General features: G+C 59.9%; 18 protein-coding genes. 6 read left to right on the top strand and 12 right to left on the bottom strand.

The features are described from left to right. The first annotated feature begins 163 nt into the window (after nt 1–163). The 3 genes from QTL94_RS18580 (at nt 164) to QTL94_RS18570 (ending at nt 2,901) form a co-directional block, all read left to right on the top strand. Nucleotides 164–910, top strand: a complete 747-nt coding sequence (locus QTL94_RS18580) for a hypothetical protein (RefSeq protein ID WP_289802802.1) — start codon at nt 164–166, stop codon at nt 908–910. Nucleotides 911–1,025: 115 nt separating this feature from the next. Then, nucleotides 1,026–2,507 carry a serine hydrolase gene (locus QTL94_RS18575; protein ID WP_289802876.1) on the top strand — a complete coding sequence of 494 codons (1,482 nt, stop codon included), beginning with the start codon at nt 1,026–1,028 and terminating at the stop codon, nt 2,505–2,507. A gap of 115 nt (nt 2,508–2,622) precedes the next feature. Further along, nucleotides 2,623–2,901 (top strand): hypothetical protein, encoded by a 279-nt coding sequence (locus QTL94_RS18570; protein ID WP_065691323.1) that lies wholly within the window; start codon nt 2,623–2,625, stop codon nt 2,899–2,901. 6 nt (nt 2,902–2,907) lie between these two features. Here QTL94_RS18570 and QTL94_RS18565 read toward each other — a convergent pair whose 3' ends face one another. Together QTL94_RS18565 and QTL94_RS18560 are read right to left on the bottom strand one after the other, a co-directional pair. Beyond that, nucleotides 2,908–3,345 (bottom strand): DUF1489 family protein, encoded by a 438-nt coding sequence (locus tag QTL94_RS18565; protein ID WP_065691324.1) that lies wholly within the window; start codon nt 3,343–3,345, stop codon nt 2,908–2,910. Between the two features lie 90 nt (nt 3,346–3,435). Next, nucleotides 3,436–4,842: an L-serine ammonia-lyase gene (locus QTL94_RS18560; protein WP_065691325.1), complete on the bottom strand. Its 1,407-nt coding sequence runs from the start codon at nt 4,840–4,842 to the stop codon at nt 3,436–3,438. Nucleotides 4,843–5,035: 193 nt separating this feature from the next. Between QTL94_RS18560 and QTL94_RS18555 the strand changes: the two genes are divergently transcribed. Both QTL94_RS18555 and QTL94_RS18550 read left to right on the top strand, forming a co-directional pair. Beyond that, complete coding sequence (locus QTL94_RS18555; protein ID WP_065691361.1) at nt 5,036–5,800, top strand: DUF599 domain-containing protein; 765 nt, start codon at nt 5,036–5,038, stop codon at nt 5,798–5,800. Continuing rightward, nucleotides 5,801–6,787 carry a heparan-alpha-glucosaminide N-acetyltransferase gene (locus QTL94_RS18550; RefSeq protein WP_289802801.1) on the top strand — a complete coding sequence of 329 codons (987 nt, stop codon included), beginning with the start codon at nt 5,801–5,803 and terminating at the stop codon, nt 6,785–6,787. Nucleotide 6,788: 1 nt separating this feature from the next. On the opposite strand, the gene QTL94_RS18545 is transcribed toward QTL94_RS18550, so the two are convergent. Next, the gene (locus QTL94_RS18545; RefSeq protein WP_065691327.1) at nt 6,789–7,181 is read right to left on the bottom strand and encodes a MerR family transcriptional regulator; all 393 of its coding nucleotides are present in this window, start codon (nt 7,179–7,181) and stop codon (nt 6,789–6,791) included. A 76-nt stretch (nt 7,182–7,257) separates the two neighbouring features. Beyond that, the gene (mgtE, locus tag QTL94_RS18540) at nt 7,258–8,670 is read right to left on the bottom strand and encodes a magnesium transporter (protein ID WP_113522937.1); all 1,413 of its coding nucleotides are present in this window, start codon (nt 8,668–8,670) and stop codon (nt 7,258–7,260) included. Nucleotides 8,671–8,838: 168 nt separating this feature from the next. Between mgtE and QTL94_RS18535 the strand changes: the two genes are divergently transcribed. Then, a complete protein-coding gene (locus QTL94_RS18535; protein WP_289802800.1) occupies nt 8,839–9,333 on the top strand; it encodes a peptide deformylase in 495 nt (164 codons plus the stop codon). A gap of 11 nt (nt 9,334–9,344) precedes the next feature. On the opposite strand, the gene QTL94_RS18530 is transcribed toward QTL94_RS18535, so the two are convergent. The 8 genes from QTL94_RS18530 to ytfQ all read right to left on the bottom strand — a co-directional run bounded on the left by QTL94_RS18530 (nt 9,345) and on the right by ytfQ (nt 18,888). Further along, nucleotides 9,345–10,046, bottom strand: coding sequence for a DUF502 domain-containing protein (locus QTL94_RS18530; protein ID WP_113522956.1), 702 nt, complete (start codon nt 10,044–10,046; stop codon nt 9,345–9,347). Between the two features lie 113 nt (nt 10,047–10,159). After that, on the bottom strand, nt 10,160–11,986 hold the full coding sequence (glmS, locus tag QTL94_RS18525; protein ID WP_289802799.1) for a glutamine--fructose-6-phosphate transaminase (isomerizing): 1,827 nt from the start codon (nt 11,984–11,986) through the stop codon (nt 10,160–10,162). Nucleotides 11,987–12,092: 106 nt separating this feature from the next. Continuing rightward, nucleotides 12,093–13,454, bottom strand: coding sequence for a bifunctional UDP-N-acetylglucosamine diphosphorylase/glucosamine-1-phosphate N-acetyltransferase GlmU (gene glmU / locus QTL94_RS18520; protein ID WP_289802798.1), 1,362 nt, complete (start codon nt 13,452–13,454; stop codon nt 12,093–12,095). An 82-nt stretch (nt 13,455–13,536) separates the two neighbouring features. Further along, a complete protein-coding gene (locus QTL94_RS18515) occupies nt 13,537–14,277 on the bottom strand; it encodes a FadR/GntR family transcriptional regulator (protein WP_502944155.1) in 741 nt (246 codons plus the stop codon). A gap of 26 nt (nt 14,278–14,303) precedes the next feature. Then, nucleotides 14,304–15,272 carry a galactofuranose ABC transporter, permease protein YjfF gene (gene yjfF / locus QTL94_RS18510; protein WP_065691333.1) on the bottom strand — a complete coding sequence of 323 codons (969 nt, stop codon included), beginning with the start codon at nt 15,270–15,272 and terminating at the stop codon, nt 14,304–14,306. Beyond that, entirely contained in the window at nt 15,269–16,285 is a 1,017-nt protein-coding gene (locus QTL94_RS18505) for an ABC transporter permease (protein WP_065691334.1), read from the bottom strand. The genes yjfF and QTL94_RS18505 overlap by 4 nt, the downstream gene beginning before the upstream one ends. Continuing rightward, nucleotides 16,282–17,805, bottom strand: coding sequence for a galactofuranose ABC transporter, ATP-binding protein YtfR (ytfR, locus tag QTL94_RS18500; protein WP_065691335.1), 1,524 nt, complete (start codon nt 17,803–17,805; stop codon nt 16,282–16,284). Before ytfR ends, QTL94_RS18505 begins: the two co-directional genes overlap by 4 nt. Nucleotides 17,806–17,925: 120 nt before the next feature. After that, nucleotides 17,926–18,888 (bottom strand): galactofuranose ABC transporter, galactofuranose-binding protein YtfQ, encoded by a 963-nt coding sequence (ytfQ, locus tag QTL94_RS18495; RefSeq protein ID WP_065691336.1) that lies wholly within the window; start codon nt 18,886–18,888, stop codon nt 17,926–17,928. Between the last annotated feature and the right edge of the window lie 86 nt (nt 18,889–18,974).

The following is an 18,974-nucleotide window of genomic DNA, read 5'->3' as shown; positions in this document are numbered from 1 at the left end:
GGCGCCCGAGAGCCGCTCCCGCTGTCCCCGGAGCGGCTCATTTTTTATGTGCTCGCGGCCGCAATTAGAACTTCATTAACCATCCTCTCGCCATGATCGGCCAAACGATAACGACCGGCGGCTCCTGTCCCTTCCTGCGGCGGTTTGACATGCGAGAGCCGCCATGCACCACGTCGAAAACAATGCCATAGCCGAAGCGCCACTGCTCTCCACCAGCTTTCTGGTGCGGGTCACGGCTGTGATTGCGATTCTGGCCGCATTGACGATCGCGATCAGCATTGGTGGCCGCTGGTTCGGAGCGCGGGTGTCGCTCGCCGGCAATACGGAAGACACGACGCCGATAACCCTCGTGATCGGTCAAGACACCATTCAGTTTCCAGCCAATACGATCCGTTTTCCGAGCCAGCGGCAAAGTGGCGTCGCAGAACGGACCGATCTTTACCTGACATGGCCCGAACTGCGTGGATACGACAAGGCAAACCGCACGCGCTTCGATGACGTTTCCCAGTCATCGGGCCTCATCTTTCTGCAGATATCGCAGAGCACGATGTCCAAGGACATGTCGGGGCGCATGGAGCCGATCTATTCGCATCTGCTGGAAGGGGCGCCTGTCCCCTTCTCGAACGGAATGACGCTCCATCATTTGCGCGCGGATGCGGGTTACGCCGGCGAAGTGCTGCTGACGGCAGCGAAACCTGACGGCAGCAACTATGTCGTGCGCTGCGTGCTTCCCGACACACCGGCGATGGCGACCAGCGGCGATTGCCAGCGCGACATCAAGGTCGGTCACGATTTAAGTGTGCTTTACCGCTTCTCGAGTCAGCATTTGCCCGACTGGGACCATATTGATGCCGCTATTCGCCACTTTGTGGAAACGCGTCTTGTGACCCGTTCTGCGCCAAGCCGCTAAATTGGTCCGAAATGGCGAAACAAACGATTAATCATAAACGGATTGGTAACCCCAGGCGGCTACTTTCGGGAGGGTTGATCGTGCGGGAGGGCGCGCGATCCCGCGAACATTTGAACTGCAAGCGAAGAGTGAAATAGTGTCCAGGTCAGCTTCCTCCGTGTCTCCATCCCGTTCCGGTAATTTCCTGATCAAGGCGATCATGGTACTGTCGATGGCAGTCGGGATCGCAATGATCGACTCGGCCAATGCCGAGGCGGAAGCCGCCAATTCGAGATATGCCGGCATCGTCGTCGATGCGAATACGGGCAACGTCCTCTACAGCGAAAATGCCGACCGCTTGCAGTATCCGGCTTCGCTCACAAAGATGATGACCCTTTATCTGACGTTCGAAGCACTCGAGCAGGGTCGCATCCGTCTTGATACAGCTGTTCCCTTCTCCGCTCATGCGTCCGGCCAGGCTCCCACCAAGCTCGGCGTTCGACCGGGCGGTACGATTTCCGTCGAACAGGCGATTCTCGGCCTCGTCACGCTTTCGGCCAATGATGCTTCCACCGCCCTTGGCGAGTTGCTCGGCGGCAGCGAGGATCGTTTCGCGCAGATGATGACTGCCAAGGCGCATGCGCTCGGCATGACCCGCACGACCTACCGCAACGCAAACGGCCTGCCGAACACCGCGCAGATGACGACGGCGCGTGACCAGGCCCGCCTTGGTATCGCGCTACGCCAGCACTTCCCGCAGTATTACGGTTACTTCTCCACCCAGAGCTTCAAGTTCGGGAACCGCATCATCCGCAGCCACAACCGCCTCGTCGGTTCCGTGCGCGGCGTCGATGGCATCAAGACGGGCTACACCCGTGCGGCCGGCTTCAATCTCGTCAGCTCAGTTCAGATCGATGGCAAGTCGATCGTCGGCGTGGTCCTCGGTGGCGCCTCCACCCCTGCCCGCGACAACCAGATGCGCAATTTGATCGCAAGCTACCTGCCGAAGGCCTCGAGCCGTAGCGGTTCGTCCAATCTCGTTGCACAAGCGCCCAAGATTTCGACTGAGCCGGTTATTCCGGTGACCGCGGCAAAAACCGAGGTTGCCTCCGTGCCGACCGGTTCCGACCTTCCGCACAGCGGTCCGGTTCCTGATACGCGTGACCAGGCTGCCTCCGCTCAGGTCGCTTTTGCCGCAACGCCAGCTGCGAAGTCCGCCAACCCGCTTCTGCAGGAGATGCCTGCCCCAACGAAGGTCAAGACGCAGCCGATCAAGCAGGCATCCATCGCCACTCCGACGCCGGCGCCTTCCTACGTGCCGCCGGAACAGGGCGACACCTCGGTAGACACTCTGACGACTGCCTCCACCAAGGAAGCGCAGCCGAGCGGTTGGGTCGTTCAGATCGGCGTAGCGTCCAGCAAGGATGGCGCAATGGATCTGCTTGACGGCGCAAAGACCAAGGGCGGCAAGGCACTGCGCTCCGCAAAGCCCTTCGCGGTTGCCTACGCCGGCAGCTACCGCGCTCGCTTCGGCGGCTTCGACGACCAACGCGACGCCGTGAATGCCTGCAACGCGCTGAAGCGCGCCGGTGTGAAATGCTGGGCTGCGGCTCAGTGATGATGAGGACTGTCGCCTACGCGTTTCAGGCGGCAGCCCGGAATATGGCCGTGATCGGTGTTCGCGATCCGGCCGGAGTTGTTAGACTCGATTTGTGTTGCGTACGGGGATGACTATGGCGATCAACGAGAACGTTCCGGAATTTCCGCCTCAAGGCCGACTGACGGGAAAGAACCCACGGGCGGGATTGCACCCGCTCCATGAGGCGGCGCTTCGGTTGGCCGAGATCGGCCTTCAGCGCCAGAAGCCGAAGACGGCAAAGACCAAGGATCTCATCAACCTGCTGCTCTGCCACGGCGCACGCGCCTGGCGCTATTCGCAGCCGGAAGCAAGCATTCACCTGCATGTGACGTGCCCCGATGGACGGGCACCTGTCACCTTGCGCTTGCGCTAATTTTATTCAGAGCAGACCAAGCTCGGAAAGCTCGCGGCGCAGGTCCGCGGGCATTTCAGCAATACCTTCGCCGAGACTGTGAAGATCGCGCGGCGTATCTTCCTCGGGGAAATACCGCCAGCCCTGGAACGCGCGCTTCGGCTGCACCGAGGTTTCAATGACCTCCGGGCCGAGCACCAGATGGCAGCGGCCAATTCCCTCGCCATCCGTAAATGTCTGGATGTCCAACAGCTTCTGCCGCGCCTGAACCTGACCCTTGATCACCCAGTAGAGCGATCCTCCGTCGAGCAGTTCTTCGACGCGTTTGGGAACCATTCTTGTCGTGTGAACGGAATGAGGTTCCAGACCAGCAGCGATGGCGCGAAGCGAGCGTTCCGCCACCCATTCACGCAGGTCATCAATCGAGTCTGCTCCGACGCACAGTTTGATAAGATGCAATGCCATGCTGCCGTTGAAATCCTTTTGGGCGGCAGCGTCAAGACATCAGATCGGGATGTGCGACCGTGTGCAGCGATTTTCGAAGGACGCCTACGGTCAACATTCGACAACGTTGACGGCGAGGCCACCTGTGGACGTTTCCTTGTATTTCTCGCTCATATCATGGCCCGTCTGCCGCATGGTTTCGATGCAGGCATCGAGCGGCACGAAATGCCGACCGTCGCCCTTGATCGCTAGCGACGCTGCTGTGACCGCCTTGACAGCGCCGAGCGCGTTGCGCTCGATGCACGGAACCTGAACCAAGCCCGCGACCGGGTCGCAGCTCATTCCCAGGTGATGCTCAAGAGCGATCTCCGCCGCGTTCTCGATCTGCTCTGCCGTGCCGCCCATGACGGCAGCGAGGCCGGCGGCGGCCATGGCGGCGGCGGAGCCAACCTCGCCCTGACAGCCGACTTCCGCGCCTGAGATCGAGGCGTTGTGCTTAATGATGCCGCCGATGGCGGCTGCCGTCAGAAGGTAATCGCGAATGCCCTTCTGGTCCCAATCGTCATGGAAGTGCTCGTAGTAGCGGATGGTCGCCGGAATGACGCCAGCAGCGCCGTTCGTCGGCGCCGTCACGACGCGCCCGCCTGCTGCGTTCTCTTCGTTCACGGCCATGGCGTAGACGCTCAGCCAATCGTTGGCGAGCAGCGGGTTGATGCGGTTGCTACGCCATTCTTCCTGGAGCTTGTCATGAATCGCCCGAGCACGGCGGCGGACATTCAATCCGCCCGGCATGATGCCATCGACCTTCAGGCCGCGTTCGATGCAGGAGCGCATGGCAGCCCAGATCCGATCGAGCCCCTCGTCCAACTCCTCGCGGCTGCGGTGGCTTTCCTCGTTGGCGCGTTTCATCTGCGCGATAGAAAGGCCGGAGCGCGCCGCCATGTCGAGCATCTGCTTCGCGCTCGAAAACGGATAGGGCACTTTGGCGAGATCCGACGATGCCTTCTTCTTCGTACGCATTCCTTCCAACTCGGTATCGGTCACCACGAAACCGCCGCCGACGGAGTAGTAGATGCGACGCAGAAGCATGCGCCCGTCCCGATCGAAGGCGGAAAAGGACATGCCGTTGGCATGCCCAGGCAGCGGCTGCTTCTTGTCGAAGACCAGATCGACCTTGGGCTGGAACTGATAGGCCGGATGGCCGGGCGGCGTGATGCGACCGGAACGTTCCACGCCGTCGATGATGCCATCCATCTTGTCGGGATCGACGCTGTCGGGCTGCTCCCCCATCAAGCCGAGCACGACAGCCCTACCCGTTCCGTGGCCGATCCCGGTGTGGGCCAGCGAACCATGGAGACTGACCTTGATCGACGCGACCTGTGCGCCCGACGACGGGCGTGGCCATTCGTCCGACAGAATCAGATCGAGAAAGCGGTTAGCCGCCGTCATCGGCCCCATGGTGTGCGAGCTCGAGGGACCGACGCCGATCTTGAATACGTCGAAAACGGAAAGGAACATGATTGCGTCCTGTTTTGATTTGCTGTCGAAAGCTACGCCAGCGCCGCGCGCGACCCCTTCGATACACCGACATAGCATTTCACGGGTGCGACATCGCTTAAAACCAAACGCTCGATCGCGTCCCGGTTATTGCGGCGCGCGCGCGCATCTGTAGAGTGGCGGCGTTTCGACGGGGAACTGAATCAATATAATGATGACGACGGCAGATTACATCGCACTGGCGCTTTTTGCAGCACTCTGGTTTGGCTATTCTCGGCTGCTGAGAGGTGCCAGCCTCTTCGGCCGGACCAGCCTGACGCACGCGATGGGCGAACGCCGCCGCGAGTGGATTTACAATTCGCTTCGCCGCGATCTGAAGATGATCGACACCCAGATCATGGCCGGCCTGCAGAACGGCACGGCGTTCTTCGCCTCGACCTCGATCTTCGCGATCGGCAGCTGTTTTGCTTTGCTCGGAGCCACCGAGAAGGTGGATGCGGTCTTCGCCGACCTGCCCTTTGTCTTCCACAGTGGACATGGCGCATTCGAAATGAAGGTTGGCGGGCTGGCGGTGCTTTTCGGCTATGCCTTTTTCAAATTCGGCTGGTCCTACCGGCTGTTCAACTACTGCACGATCCTCTTCGGCTCCATTCCGATGATGCGCGATACGGAACGCGATATCGTCGCCGCAGAGCGCGCGGCAGAGCGCGTCATCCGCATGAATGTTATCGCCGGAGGCCATTTCAACGAGGGTTTGCGCGCGATCTTCCTTTCGATCGGCTACCTCGGCTGGTTCATCAATCCCTACGTCTTCATGGCAACGACGGTGATCGTGATTACCGTCCTGACGCGGCGGCAGTTCTTTTCCGAGGCGCGGCTCGCGATCATGGACTCCGCGTCGCCATCAAATCTCCACCTTTCTCCTGTTCCCCGCGATGCACCGTCGGACGACGGAAACGACTCATCCGGGGGATTGTGAATGACTGTTCCGGCGACGGGAACCGAGGCGAGCGCCAAGCCGCCCCGCATAGGCTTGCTGGATACAGTGCGTGGAGCGGCGCTGATCGCGATGGCGAGCTACCACTTCACCTGGGACCTAGAGTTCATGGGGTATCTGACCCCGGGCACCGCGGAAACAGGATGGCTGAAGCTATATGCCCGCGCCATTGCCTCGACGTTCCTTTTCATCGTCGGCATCAGTCTGGTACTCGCCAACACGCCCGAGATTCGTTGGCGTCCTTTCTGGAAGCGGTTCGCGATGATTGCAGCCGCCGCCGCCGCGATTTCTGCTGCGACATGGTATTTTATGCCGGGAGAATGGATATTCTTCGGCATCCTGCACGCGATCGCGGTTCTCAGCCTGATCGGCGTCGTGCTGCTGTGCTTGCCGACGCCCGTGACCATCCTGGTCACGGTGGCCGCGATCGTCGCGTGGGTCGCTGACACCTGGGTTGCACCGGGCATCCTGCGCTGGTCACTCTTCAACCCCCGCTACCTCGCATGGATCGGTTTCGCGGAACTGCCGCAACGATCGAACGACTATGTGCCGGTATTCCCCTGGGCGGTTCCGTTCCTGATCGGACTGACAAGCGCGCTGATTGCCGTCAGGACGACCCTGCCCGCACGGCTTGCGCGCCTGGGAACCGGCTCAAACCTGCTTGCGAAGGCCGGCCGCCACAGCCTTGCCTTCTACCTCATTCATCAGCCGGTATTGATTTCGATCGCCTATGGATTGTCGATCGTCGTACCGCCGGCCAAGCCCGATCCGGTGGAAAGCTATCTCAGACAATGCAACGTGTCCTGCACCCAGCAGGAAGGTGAAGCGCTATGCCGCAGCTTCTGCCAGTGCACGCTCGACAAGCTTCAGGCACAAAACCTGTTCACGCAGTTTCAGTCGGGAGCGGTCAAGGCGGACGACGACCGCATTGTAGCGCTGGCGGGCGAGTGTAGCGCCGCCAGCCAATAGCTCAGGTGCCGACGCCGATTTCGGCGAGGCGACCGAGACAGGCTTCTTCGATGTTGTCGAGTTCAGCCAGCGTTTCGTCGATGTCCTTGCGCTTCTGGCGGAGGTCATCTCGCTTTTCGTCCACACGCTTCATCAGCAGCTTGAGCTGACCAAGTTCGCCTGGTGGCTCCTTGTAGACCTGGATGATCTCGCGGATTTCCGCAATCGTAAAGCCGATACGGCGACCACGCAGGATTTCCTGGATAAGGCGCCGGTCAGTCGGCCTGAACAGGCGCGTGCGGCCGCGACGCTCAGGATGAATCAGTCCCTCATCTTCGTAGAATCTAAGCGTGCGCGTCGAGACCCCGAATTCGCGCGTCAACTCAGTTATGCTATAGTACTTGCTAACCGGCATGGTTCCCTCAATATTCAGGGAGTTATAATATTGACTTTTACGTAATAGTCAATTTGTGCAGGGCGCTTCAAGCCGGCTAAATTCCGAACCACCAGGTCGCAATTCCAAGAAAGGCAAAGAAGCCGGTGCAGTCCGTGACCGTGGTTACAAAAACCGACGAGGCGATGGCCGGATCGGCGCCAAATTTGTGCAGGAGCAGCGGCAGGAGAATGCCGGCAAGAGCTGCGGCGAACAGGTTGATGATCATTGCCGCGCCAATGACGAAGCCGAGCTGATAGTCGTGGAACCAGGTCGCTGCGATCGCTCCCATGATCACCGAGAACATCGCGCCATTGGCAATACCGACCGCCGCCTCTCTGCGGATAACTCGCCCCGCGTTATAAATATCGAGATCGCCGGTAGCGAGCGCGCGAACGGTCACCGTCATTGTCTGTGTACCGGCATTGCCGCCCATGGAGGCGACGATCGGCATCAAAACGGCAAGCGCAATCATCTTCTCGATCGAATCGTCAAACAATCCGATGACGCTTGCGGATAGCAGCGCGGTGCCGAGGTTGATCAGCAGCCACAGGAAGCGGGACCGCACCGTCGAGACGACATTGTCCGACAGCTCTTCGTCGCCGACACCGCCGAGACGCTTGATGTCCTCGTCCGCCTCTTCATGGATGACGTCGACGACGTCGTCGATGGTCAGAACACCGACAAGCCGTTCGTTCTCATCGACCACGGCCGCAGACAGAAGGTCGTACTGCTCGAAAAGCTGTGCGGCCTCTTCCTGGTCCATCTCCGCTGGGATCGGATGGTTCGTCTCCCGCATGATCGACTCGATCTTGCTCTGCCGCTTGGTTCGCAGGATCTTGTCGAGATCCACGGCACCGAGCAGCTTGAACGTCGGATCGATGACGAAAATCTGCGAGAAGGAATAAGGTAGGTTCTCCTCGTCTCGCATGTAGTCGATCGTCTGGCCGACCGTCCAGAACGGCGGCACGGCGACGAACTCCGTCTGCATGCGGCGCCCGGCCGAGCTTTCGGGATAATCCAGCGCGCGGCGCAGGCGCACCCGTTCCGTGAACGGAAGCTGCGCGAGGATCTCTTCGCGATCCTCCTTGTCGAGATCCTCAAGAATGTAGACGGCGTCGTCCGAATCGAGCTCGCCGATCGCGGCGGCGATCTGCTCGTTCGGCATCTGATCGACGATCTCGCGACGGATCGCTTCGTCGACCTCCGTCAGCGCCGTCATGTCGAATTCGTCGCCGAGCAATCGGACGAGCGCGAGGCGCTGATCCGGCTGGATCGACTCGAGCAGGTCGCCTATTTCGGATTCGTGCAGGCGTGCGACATGCTGCCGAAGAAAGATGGTATCGCGATCGGCAATGGCGGCGCCGACCAGCGCGAGGAAGTCGCTGCGGACGTTGCCATTCTCGTCATAAATGTCGGCTTCGTCGTCCTCAGGACGCGCGCGGACGAGCTCTTCTGCGTCGTTCGTCATCCTTTGCCGCCCTCGCATCTGATTCGAAGTTCACCAACTTCGAAACGCCGGAATTGATTTCGTGCTAGCCGAAAGCCGGCAGCGCGTCCAGCGCCAAACCATTCACGGGGATGACAATTCTCCCATCAATGAGTAGTTTCCGCCCGATACGAACGAGGAGCTATCTGCGTGCCCATCCGCCCCATTCTGCGCTTCCCCGATGCCGGTCTTAGAACCGTGTGTGAGCCGGTTACGGTTTTCGACGACGGGCTTCGCGCGCTTGCCGCCGACTTGCTGGATACCATGCGGGCAGCACCCGGTGTTGGCATCACAGCGGCACATATCGGCGTGTCCCAACGTGTGACGGTGATCGAGCTTAGCCGCGAGGATGGCGTGCGCAATCTCGTCAATCCGGCCATCATTTCAACCTCCCAGGACACGATCCGGCATACCGAGGGCAGTGTTTCCATGCCGGGGATCATCGACGAGGTGATCAGGCCGAATGCCATCCGCTATCGTTATCAGGATCTCGATGGAGTGCTGCATGAGGATGAGGCCGAGGGCTTCCTTGCCGTGTGCATCCAACATGAAATCGATCAGCTGGACGGAATCTTCTGGCTGCAGCGCCTCTCGAAGCTGAAGCGCGATCGGCTGATCAGGAAGTGGGAAAAGTCCGGAGGTTAGATCGCCGGTTCCTACATTTCGATCGGCGCCGGCAGCGGTCGAGGCCGTTCCGGCTTCTGGCTGCGCGAAGCCAGTTCCTCAGGCGTCACGAGACCGCCGGAAATCAAAAGCTTGGCTGCATCCTCCGGCGACATATCCAGAAAGACGATCTTTTCGCGCGGCACGAAGATAAGGAAGCCAGCCGTCGGCACCGGCGTCGGCGGCAAGAAGACGCTGACCATGTCATGGCCCATGGCGTTGAACTTCGACGCAATCTCGCCCTTTGCATCTGTCGCCACGAACACCAAGGACCAGAGACCGGGACTTGGATATTCGATCAGCCCGACCTTTTTGAAGGAGTTGCTGCGCTCCTTGAGCACCGTCTCGAAGATCTGCTTCACGCTCTTATAGATGACGCGCACCAAGGGAACGCGGCGCACCAGCGATTCACTGAGCTGGACGATCGACTGACCGATCAGATTCGTTCCGAGGAAGCCTATCAGCGTGATCACCACCAGGGCGATCAGCAGGCCGGAGCCGGGCACGGCAAAATTCAGATAGTTATCAGGATCGTAGCGTGCCGGCAGATAGGGTTTCACCCAGCTATCTGCCCAGCGAACCACCGACCATGTGAGCCACAGCGTGATGGCTATCGGCGCGCAGATAATGAGACCCGCCAGAAAATTGTTTCTGATGCGCGTCGCAATCGGCAATCGGGGCAGTTTTTCCGTCATCGTTTGCTGATGGACTCCATTGAGCATGACGGCAAGCGGAAATCAGTGCTCATGTCCTGTTCACGACGAAGCTGCCAGAGTTTTCGGCGCTGCACAAGCCTTTGCGGCGAGCCTCACTCGACCGTGACCGACTTCGCGAGATTGCGCGGCTGATCGACATCGGTGCCCATGAAGACCGCCGTGTGGTAGGCCAGCAGCTGGATCGGCAGAGAGAAAATCATCGGTGCAATGATCTCATCGACATTCGGCAATACAATTGTCGCCATCGTCGGCAGCTTGGAGGCTGCAGCACCGGCTTCATCGGTGATGAAGATGATGCGCCCACCGCGAGCCGCGACCTCCTGCATGTTGGAGACGGTCTTCTCGAAGAAGCGGTCGTAAGGCGCGATGACGATGACAGGCATGTTCTCGTCGATCAGCGCGATCGGTCCATGCTTCAGCTCGCCAGCCGCGTAACCCTCGGCATGAATGTAGGAGATTTCCTTGAGTTTGAGCGCGCCTTCCATGGCCAGCGGGAAACTCGTGCCTCGTCCGAGATAAAGCACGTCGCGGCATTTCGACAGTTCGCGCGACAGGCTCTCCATCTGCGGCTGGATCATGTTGAGGACCCGGCTCATGATGCGCGGCATTTCCGCGAGATGGCGGACCAGCTGTTTTTCCTGCTCGGGGCTGATCGTTCCCCTCGCCTTGCCTGCGCCGAGCGCCAGCGATGCGAGAACAGCGAGTTGGCAGGTAAAGGCCTTGGTCGAGGCGACACCGATTTCCGGGCCGGCCATGATCGGGAAGACGGCATCCGACTCGCGGGCGATCGTCGATTCCTTGACGTTGATCACCGCGCCGATCTTCAGGCCATGGTCCTTGCAGTAGCGCAGCGATGCCAGCGTATCGGCGGTTTCGCCCGACTGCGAGATGAACAAGGCCGCCTGCGTCGGCGAGAGAGGCATTTCGCGATAACGGAATTCCGAGGCGACATCGATCTCGACCGGCAGGCGCGCGTAGCGCTCGAACCAGTACTTGCCGACAAGGCCTGCCAGATAGGCCGTACCGCAGGCTGAAATAGCGAGACCAGTCGCCGCCTTGAAGTCGATCGCCGCGGCGTTGGCGCTCACGGTATTGCTGGCGAAATCCACATAGTGGCTGAGCGCGTGCGAGATAACCTCGGGCTGCTCGTAGATTTCCTTTTCCATGAAGTGGCGATGGTTGCCCTTGTCGACGACATAGGCCGTCGTCTGGGAAATCTGCCGTGGCCGCTCGACCTCGTTGCCGGCATAGTCGAGGATCCTGGCACCCTCCGCGGTCAGGACAGCCCAGTCGCCATCAACGAGGTAGGTGATCTCATTGGTGAACGGCGAAAGCGCGATCGCATCCGATCCAAGGAACATCTCACCCTTGCCATAACCGATGGCAAGCGGCGGGCCGGAACGAGCCGCCATGATCGTCCCCGAATCACTCTGGAGCATGACCGCAAGCGCATAGGCGCCGCTGACCCGGTTCAGCATCTTCATCATCGCGTCACGCGGCGCGAGCCCCTCGGCGAGGTACTTCGCGATCAGGTGGGCGACCACTTCCGTATCGGTCTGGGTTTCGAAGACGGCGCCATCCGCCGTCAATTCATCCCGCAGCTCCGAGAAGTTCTCGATGATTCCGTTATGGACAACCGCGACGCCACGCACGAAATGCGGATGCGCATTGGTTTCATTCGGCACGCCATGCGTGGCCCAGCGGGTGTGGGCGATGCCCGTCGTTCCCGGCAAGGGTTCGGCATCGAGCCGCTTCTCGAGATTGAAAAGCTTGCCCTCGGCGCGGCGGCGCGCCATCGCGCCGTCATGGATGGTCGCCACACCGGCGGAATCGTAGCCGCGGTATTCGAGGCGCTTCAGCGCGTCAACGAGGCGCTCCGCAACCGGGCTGTTTCCGACGATTCCAACAATTCCGCACATAAACGCCCCCAGAGCCTTCCGTATTGAAGGCCAGTCCTAACAATTTTCTCTTTTTTCTCAATTGGCTGGTTGGTCACTTTCAGTTTCCAGCCGTTACGAAAGGCACTCAGCTCTTCGACTGCTTCGCTGCCTTGATCGCCAGCGCGCGCTCTCGCAAGGCGACGGCGCGGCCGGGCTTCACTTCCTGCCGCGCCCGTCCGAACGCCAAGGCGTCTGCCGGGACATCCGAAGTGATGACGCTGCCTGACGCGACATAGGCGTTATCGCCAATGCTGACGGGCGCCACCAGCGACGAGTTCGAGCCGACGAACGCATTCACGCCGATCAAAGTCTCGCTCTTGTTGACGCCGTCGTAATTGCAGGTGACCGTACCCGCTCCGATGTTGGCGCCGGCGCCGACCTTGGCATCGCCGATATAGGTGAGATGGTTGACCTTCGCGCCCTCACCCACCTTGCCGTTCTTGACCTCGCAGAAATTGCCCACCTTCGCGTTGACGGCAAGGTCCGCACCGGGACGCAGACGGGCGAACGGTCCGACGGTCGCGCCGGCGCTCACATGCGCTCCTTCAATGTGCGAGAAGGCGTGGATGACCGCGCCGCCGTCAACCACGGTACCGGGGCCGAACACGACGTTCGGCTCGATAAGGGCATCCTGGCCGATGACCGTGTCGTATGACAGGAAAACGGTTTCCGGGGCGACCATGCTGACGCCTGAGATCATCAACGCGTGGCGACGACGCTCCTGCCAGAGGCGTTCGATCACGGCGAGTTCGGCGCGATTGTTGCATCCCGTCATTTCGACCTCAGGAGCATCGACGGCCGTGACACGGCCGCCGAGCGAACGCGCGATCTCGACGAGGTCCGTCAGATAGTATTCGCCCTTGGCATTGCTGTTTCCGATCCGGGAAAGCAACTCCAGCGCCTTGCGACCGTTGATCGCCATAAGGCCGCTGTTACACCAGGTCACCGCGCGCTCGGCGTCGGTCGCATCCTTTTCCTCGCGGATGGCGATCAACTCACCGTCCTTGACGAGCAGTCGGCCGTAACCGGTCGGGCGGTCGGTGTTGAAGCCGATGACAACGATATCGCTGCCGGCCGCCAGTCCCTCGCGCGCTGCCTTCAGGGGGCCGTCGGTCTGAAGGGGCACATCGCCATAGGTAACGATAATATCGTCATAGCCGCGGGCAATCGCCTCTTTCGCGGCGAGAACGGCGTGGCCGGTGCCCAGGCGTTCCTTCTGCAGGTAGGTCTCGATCTCGACGCCGCCGACGCTTGCTGCCTTGGCAACCTCTTCGGCATCGCGCCCAACGACAAGTGCGACCGACGAGATGTCGGCCCCGGCCACCGCATCGACAACATGCGCGATCATCGGACGATTGGCGACAGGATGGAGCACCTTCGACTTCGACGATTTCATTCGCGTGCTGTCACCCGCGGCAAGAATTACGGCAAGGCAAGTGCGTTCCATGGTCTGCTCCAAGTATCCGTTACAGGCAGTGCTTTGCTGCCTCATAGCAGCAAGACAAAGCCGGGACAAAGATCAAAATGGATTAGGCCGGGACCTTCGTCATGCTCGCAAAGGCTTCGCGGACATGATCACGGCCTTCAACGATAACGGCCTCCATGGCCGCGCGGGCAGCTGGGACATCACCACTAACGATCGCATTGACGATGCGCATGTGTGTCTCGGCGATATTGGAGAAACCGTTCTGCGATGGCGGCGTACTGATCCGGAACATGCCGACAAGTGCGGCCTCGATCAGGCTTCCCAAGGTGTGCATGAAGGGATTGTGCGCGGCATCGGCAACCGCGAGATGGAACTGCAGATCAGCAAGCGCCAGGCTCTCCGTCGTATGGCCGGGCGCGGCCATCTCCAGCGCGAGGCTATTCAAGCGTTCGAGGTCGCCCGGGCGGGCGCGCTCGGCGGCAAGGCCAGCCGCAAAAGGTTCGACCGCCAGGCGGATATCGTAGAGCTGAAGAAGGAACTCTTCACTCACCCCGTTGTCGAAATGCCAGGCGATGACCTCGCTATCGAACATGTTCCACTGGTTCTTCTCGGTGACCCGCGTGCCGACGCGCGCCTTGGCGACGATCATTCCTTTCGCCGCCAATGTCTTCATGGTTTCCCGAAGCACGGTCCGGGACACCTTGAAACGCTGCGCGAGTTCCGCGTCACCTGGAAGAATGCTCCCCACCGCATAGGTTCCCGCGACGATCGCGCGTCCGAGTTCATCCACCACCTGCGCATGGCTGGTGCGGGACCTTCTCCCTAATTTTCCGGCTTCGAGCATTCGGTTACGCAATTAGAACTCCCCCGTCAGGCATACCTCTTGTTCAGGCTGGACAGGAACAGGATACCCTTCTGCATCAGGATGAATGCAAAAAGCAGCAGACCAATCAGGATCTTCGTCCACCAGCTGGAAAGCGTTCCATCGAAGGTGATGTAAGTCTGAATGAGCCCCTGGATAAGGAGACCTATGAAGGTTCCCGCCACGAATCCCGCTCCCCCCGTCAGCAGTGTCCCCCCAATGACAACTGCTGCGATGGCATCAAGCTCGACACCGACCGCCGCCAAGGAATAGCCGGCGGACGTATAGAGCGAAAAAACGATTCCTGAAAGCCCGGCCAGGAAGCCAGACAGCGCATAGATCTGGATTGTCGTGCGACCAACCGGCACACCCATGAGCTGGGCCGTCTGGGCGCCGCCACCCAGAGCATACACATTCGTGCCGAAACGGGTTCGGTGAGCAATGAATATGCCGGCGGCAAAAACGATCAGCATGACCATGCCCACAAGCGTCAGGCGTCCTCCCCCTGGAAGCTTCCAATAGATCCCGGAGAGCGTCGTATAGTAATCATGGTTGATCGGGATGCTGTCGATCGACAAGACGAAGGCCATACCGCGTGCCAGGAACATCCCCGCCAATGTCACGATGAAAGCGGGCATCTGGAGATAGTGGATCACGGCCCCCATCGCCCCGCCGAAGGCAGTGGTGATCACGAGCACCAGCGCGAAAGCCAGCAGCGGGTGGATCGTCGTATTCTGGAGTATCAGCGCGAGGAAGACGCCGGTGAATGCGATCACCGAGCCGATCGACAGATCGATGCCACCCGAGATGATGACGAAGGTCATGCCAACCGCTGCGATCCCCAGGAACGCGTTATCGGTCAGCAGGTTGCCGATCACCCGTGTCGACAGCATGTTCGGATACTGCATGGCACAGACGGCATAGGACAGAATGAAGATCACGATCGTCGCCAGAAGGGGCAGATATTTCGAGTTCATTTCTGCAGCTCCCCTTTCAGGTTCGCGCGACGTCCCAGGAAGACGGTGGCCGATTGCACGGCCGGCGACTGGATCACAAGAATGACGAGCACGATCACTGCCTTGATGATGAGATTGAATTCCGGCGGGAAGCCCGAGAGCAAGATGCCGGTGTTGACCGCCTGAATGATCATCGCGCCGATCAGGGAGCCAACAATGCTGAAGCGCCCGCCGAGAAGAGAGTTTCCGCCAACGACGACGGCAAGGATGGCGTCGAGCTCAAGCCACAAGCCGGCATTGTTCGCGTCGGCACCCTTAATGTCGGCGGCAACGATAATCCCCGCGATGGCCGCACAGAGACCGCTCAGGACGTAGACCGCCATGAGTAGGACCGGCGTTCTCACACCGGACAGCATGCTCGCATGGCGGTTGATGCCAGTCGCCTCGATCAGCATTCCCAACGCCGTCCGCCGCACGAGCAGCGTGACGATCACCCCGACGACCAGCCAGATGACAACCGGCATCGGCATGAAGGCGAACGATCCGCTGCCGAAGAAGATCAGGCCGTCGTCGTTGAACGTCATGATCACGCCTTCGGTGATCAGCTGCGCGATTCCGCGACCGGCGACCATCAACACGAGTGTCGCAATGATCGGCTGTATGTTGAGGATAGCAACGAGAAACCCGTTCCAAACACCACAGGCCAAGCCGACCAATAGGGTGATCAGCAGCGTCCAAGCCAATGAGTTACCTGACACAATCGACGAGGCCGCGACGGCGCCGCAAATGGCAATCACCGCCCCCACAGAAAGATCGATGCCCTTGGTGGCGATGACCAGTGTCATGCCGGTCGCCAACAGGGCCACCGGAGCACCACGGTTCAGCACGTCAATCAAACTGCCGTACAGGCGGCCGTTTTGAATGGTTACGTTAAAGAACTGCGGGAACATTATGAAATTCAATAGAAGAATGACAGCCAACGCGATCAACTGCGGGGCCAGGCGGACCAGAAGTGCCTTCTGAGAGGAGGTCATGCGTCCTCCGTCTTCTTCTGGGCTGCCGCAATCGCCTCGACGATCTGCGCGGTGCTCACATTCTCGCCGGTCAGTTCGGCCACATGTTCACGATCCCGCAACACCAGGATACGTGAGCTATAGGCGATAAGCTCTTCCAATTCCGAGGAAATGACGATCAACGACATGCCTTTTTCACACAATTGCTCGATGAGACGAATGATCTCAGCATGGGCTCCGACATCAATGCCTCGCGTGGGTTCGTCGAGGATCAGGAAATCCGGATTCGTTGCCAGCCAACGGGCAAGGATGGCCTTCTGCTGATTACCGCCGGAGAGAAGCCGGATCGGCTTCTCCCGGTCCGTCGTGCGAATATCCAGCGCCTTGATGTAACGATCCGCCAAGGCATTCTGTTCGCCACGCGACAGTGGTCGCGCCCAGCCTCTTCGCGCCTGAAGCGCAAGCGCGATGTTCTCACGGATCGAGAGGTCGCCGATGATGCCATCCGTCTTGCGGTCTTCGGGGCAGAAGCCGAATCCCTGCCGGATTGCGGCCCTCGGGTTCGACAGTGTGATCTGCTTGCCGTCGATCTTCGCAGCGCCGCTGTCGGCGCTCTCGATGCCGAACAGCAGTTCAGCGGTCTCGGTGCGCCCGGAGCCGAGCAAACCTGCCACACCAACGACCTCGCCAACGCGCACCTGCAGGTCGAACGGCTTGACCTTGCCTCGCTTGCCGTAGCCTTCAAAGCTGTACTTCACGGGGCCGGCGGCAACCGATCGCTCCTTGACCGCGGCTTCCGCGTGAGCCAGTTCGTGCCCCAGCATCATGGAGATCAGGCCCTGCCTGGGTAGATCAGCAGTGTCGCGCGTTCCGACCAGTTTGCCGTTACGGAGCACCGTTATCCGATCGCTGATTTCGTAGACCTGCTCGAGAAAATGCGTAATAAAGACAATTCCTAATCCGCGCTTCTTTAAGTCTCGCATAATGCGAAAAAGCATAGCGACTTCCTGCGCGTCGAGGCTTGCCGTCGGCTCGTCCAAGATGAGCACCTTGCCTGACAGATCGACCGCGCGCGCGATGGCAACGACCTGCTGCACGGCCACCGAGAAGCGGTCCAATTGCGCGGTTACATCAATGTCGATGCCATATTCCTGCAGGAGTTCACGCGCTCGCCGATTCATGGTGCGTACGTCGATCATGCCGAAGCGTTTCGGCTGGCGGCCAATAAACAGGTTTTCCGCGACACTGAGATTGGGCAGGAGGTTGACCTCCTGGTAGACCGTGCCAATGCCGAGCTTCTGGGCGGCCAGAGTATCGACAGGATCAATCTCCGCGCCGTCGAGCATAAGGCTGCCTTCGTCACGGTGATATGCGCCGGTGATGCACTTGATCAGCGTCGACTTGCCGGCGCCGTTCTCACCCAACAGCGCATGCACTTCGCCTTTGCGCAGCGTGAAGTCGACCTTGTCCAGCGCGACCGCTCCGGGAAAAAATTTCGATACCCTAGAGGCAGCAAGCACGTTCTCGAAATCGTGAATCATGAAGGCGGTTTTTCCTGATATTGACCCATATAGCCGTGCCGCGGCCGGACATGATGCCCGGCAACAGCTCTGGCAGTTCCGCACCGGCCTATGACGGGCCGGTGCGGTTCCAATGTCAAATCAGTAGCCGAGGCCCTTCTTGGATTCGTAGACCTTCTTCGGATCGTCAGCCTGGGTATAGAGCTTGGATTCCGTCTGGATCCACTTCGGCGGAGCCTTCTTGTCCTTCAGGTACGCATCGAGAGCGTCGAATGCCGGACCTGCCATGTTCGGCGTCAGTTCGACGGTCGCGTTCGCTTCACCGGCTTCCATTGCCTTGAAGATATCTGGAACGGAGTCGATCGAGACAACGAGGATATCCTTGCCCGGCTTCAGGCCGGCTTCCTTGATCGCCTGGATGCCACCGACGGCCATGTCGTCATTGTGAGCGTACAGAGCGCAGATGTCCTTGCCGCCGTTCTCAGCCTTCAGGAAGCTTTCCATGACTTCCTTGCCCTTGGTGCGGGTGAAGTCGCCGGTCTGGCTGCGAACGATCTTGAAGTTCGACTTGCCGGCAATTGCCTCCTCGAAGCCCTTCTTGCGGGCGATCGCCGGCGAAGAACCGGTGGTGCCCTGAAGCTCAACGATGTCGCACTTCTTGTCGCCGACCGTCTTAACGAGCCAGTCGCCGGCAACCTTGCCTTCATGAACCTGATCGGAGGTGACAGCGGTCAGGTAGAGGTCCTCAGGAGCCTTGATGGTACGGTCAAGCAGGATGACCGGAATGTTGGCTTCCTTGGCTTCCTTCAGGACGGCATCCCAACCGGTTTCGACAACCGGCGCGAGAAGGATGGCGTTGACGCCCTGAGCAATGAAGGAGCGGATCGCCTTGATCTGGTTTTCCTGCTTCTGCTGTGCATCGGCGAATTTCAGGTCGATGCCGCGCTTCTTGGCTTGCTCCTTGGTGACGGTCGTTTCAGCCGCGCGCCAACCGGATTCAGAGCCGATCTGCGAGAAGCCAACGACGAGTTCGGCAGCAGATGCTGAACCGAACATGCAGGCAGCAAGTATCGTGGCACTCACGAGTGCAGTCTTCAATTTCATGATTTCCTCCCAACGCCGCCTCCTCGCGGCACACACAAGGAAAATCATATAGTATTACTTTTGTAAATGCACTTTATAGTATGCAA

Source organism: Rhizobium sp. S96, from assembly GCF_030382195.1.
Lineage (GTDB): Bacteria > Pseudomonadota > Alphaproteobacteria > Rhizobiales > Rhizobiaceae > Rhizobium.
The sequence above is the reverse complement of the archived record's forward strand: the minus strand, read 5'-3'. Positions and strand labels throughout refer to the sequence as shown.

Coding starts and splice junctions, on each gene's coding strand:
- QTL94_RS18580 (WP_289802802.1), top strand. CDS start 164: ATGCACCACGTCGAAAACAATGCCATAGCCGAAGCGCCACTGCTCTCC.
- QTL94_RS18570 (WP_065691323.1), top strand. CDS start 2,623: ATGGCGATCAACGAGAACGTTCCGGAATTTCCGCCTCAAGGCCGACTG.
- QTL94_RS18565 (WP_065691324.1), bottom strand. CDS start 3,345: ATGGCATTGCATCTTATCAAACTGTGCGTCGGAGCAGACTCGATTGAT.
- QTL94_RS18560 (WP_065691325.1), bottom strand. CDS start 4,842: ATGTTCCTTTCCGTTTTCGACGTATTCAAGATCGGCGTCGGTCCCTCG.
- QTL94_RS18555 (WP_065691361.1), top strand. CDS start 5,036: ATGACGACGGCAGATTACATCGCACTGGCGCTTTTTGCAGCACTCTGG.
- QTL94_RS18550 (WP_289802801.1), top strand. CDS start 5,801: ATGACTGTTCCGGCGACGGGAACCGAGGCGAGCGCCAAGCCGCCCCGC.
- QTL94_RS18545 (WP_065691327.1), bottom strand. CDS start 7,181: ATGCCGGTTAGCAAGTACTATAGCATAACTGAGTTGACGCGCGAATTC.
- mgtE (WP_113522937.1), bottom strand. CDS start 8,670: ATGACGAACGACGCAGAAGAGCTCGTCCGCGCGCGTCCTGAGGACGAC.
- QTL94_RS18530 (WP_113522956.1), bottom strand. CDS start 10,046: ATGACGGAAAAACTGCCCCGATTGCCGATTGCGACGCGCATCAGAAAC.
- glmS (WP_289802799.1), bottom strand. CDS start 11,986: ATGTGCGGAATTGTTGGAATCGTCGGAAACAGCCCGGTTGCGGAGCGC.
- glmU (WP_289802798.1), bottom strand. CDS start 13,454: ATGGAACGCACTTGCCTTGCCGTAATTCTTGCCGCGGGTGACAGCACG.
- QTL94_RS18515 (WP_502944155.1), bottom strand. CDS start 14,277: ATGCTCGAAGCCGGAAAATTAGGGAGAAGGTCCCGCACCAGCCATGCG.
- yjfF (WP_065691333.1), bottom strand. CDS start 15,272: ATGAACTCGAAATATCTGCCCCTTCTGGCGACGATCGTGATCTTCATT.
- QTL94_RS18505 (WP_065691334.1), bottom strand. CDS start 16,285: ATGACCTCCTCTCAGAAGGCACTTCTGGTCCGCCTGGCCCCGCAGTTG.
- ytfR (WP_065691335.1), bottom strand. CDS start 17,805: ATGATTCACGATTTCGAGAACGTGCTTGCTGCCTCTAGGGTATCGAAA.
- ytfQ (WP_065691336.1), bottom strand. CDS start 18,888: ATGAAATTGAAGACTGCACTCGTGAGTGCCACGATACTTGCTGCCTGC.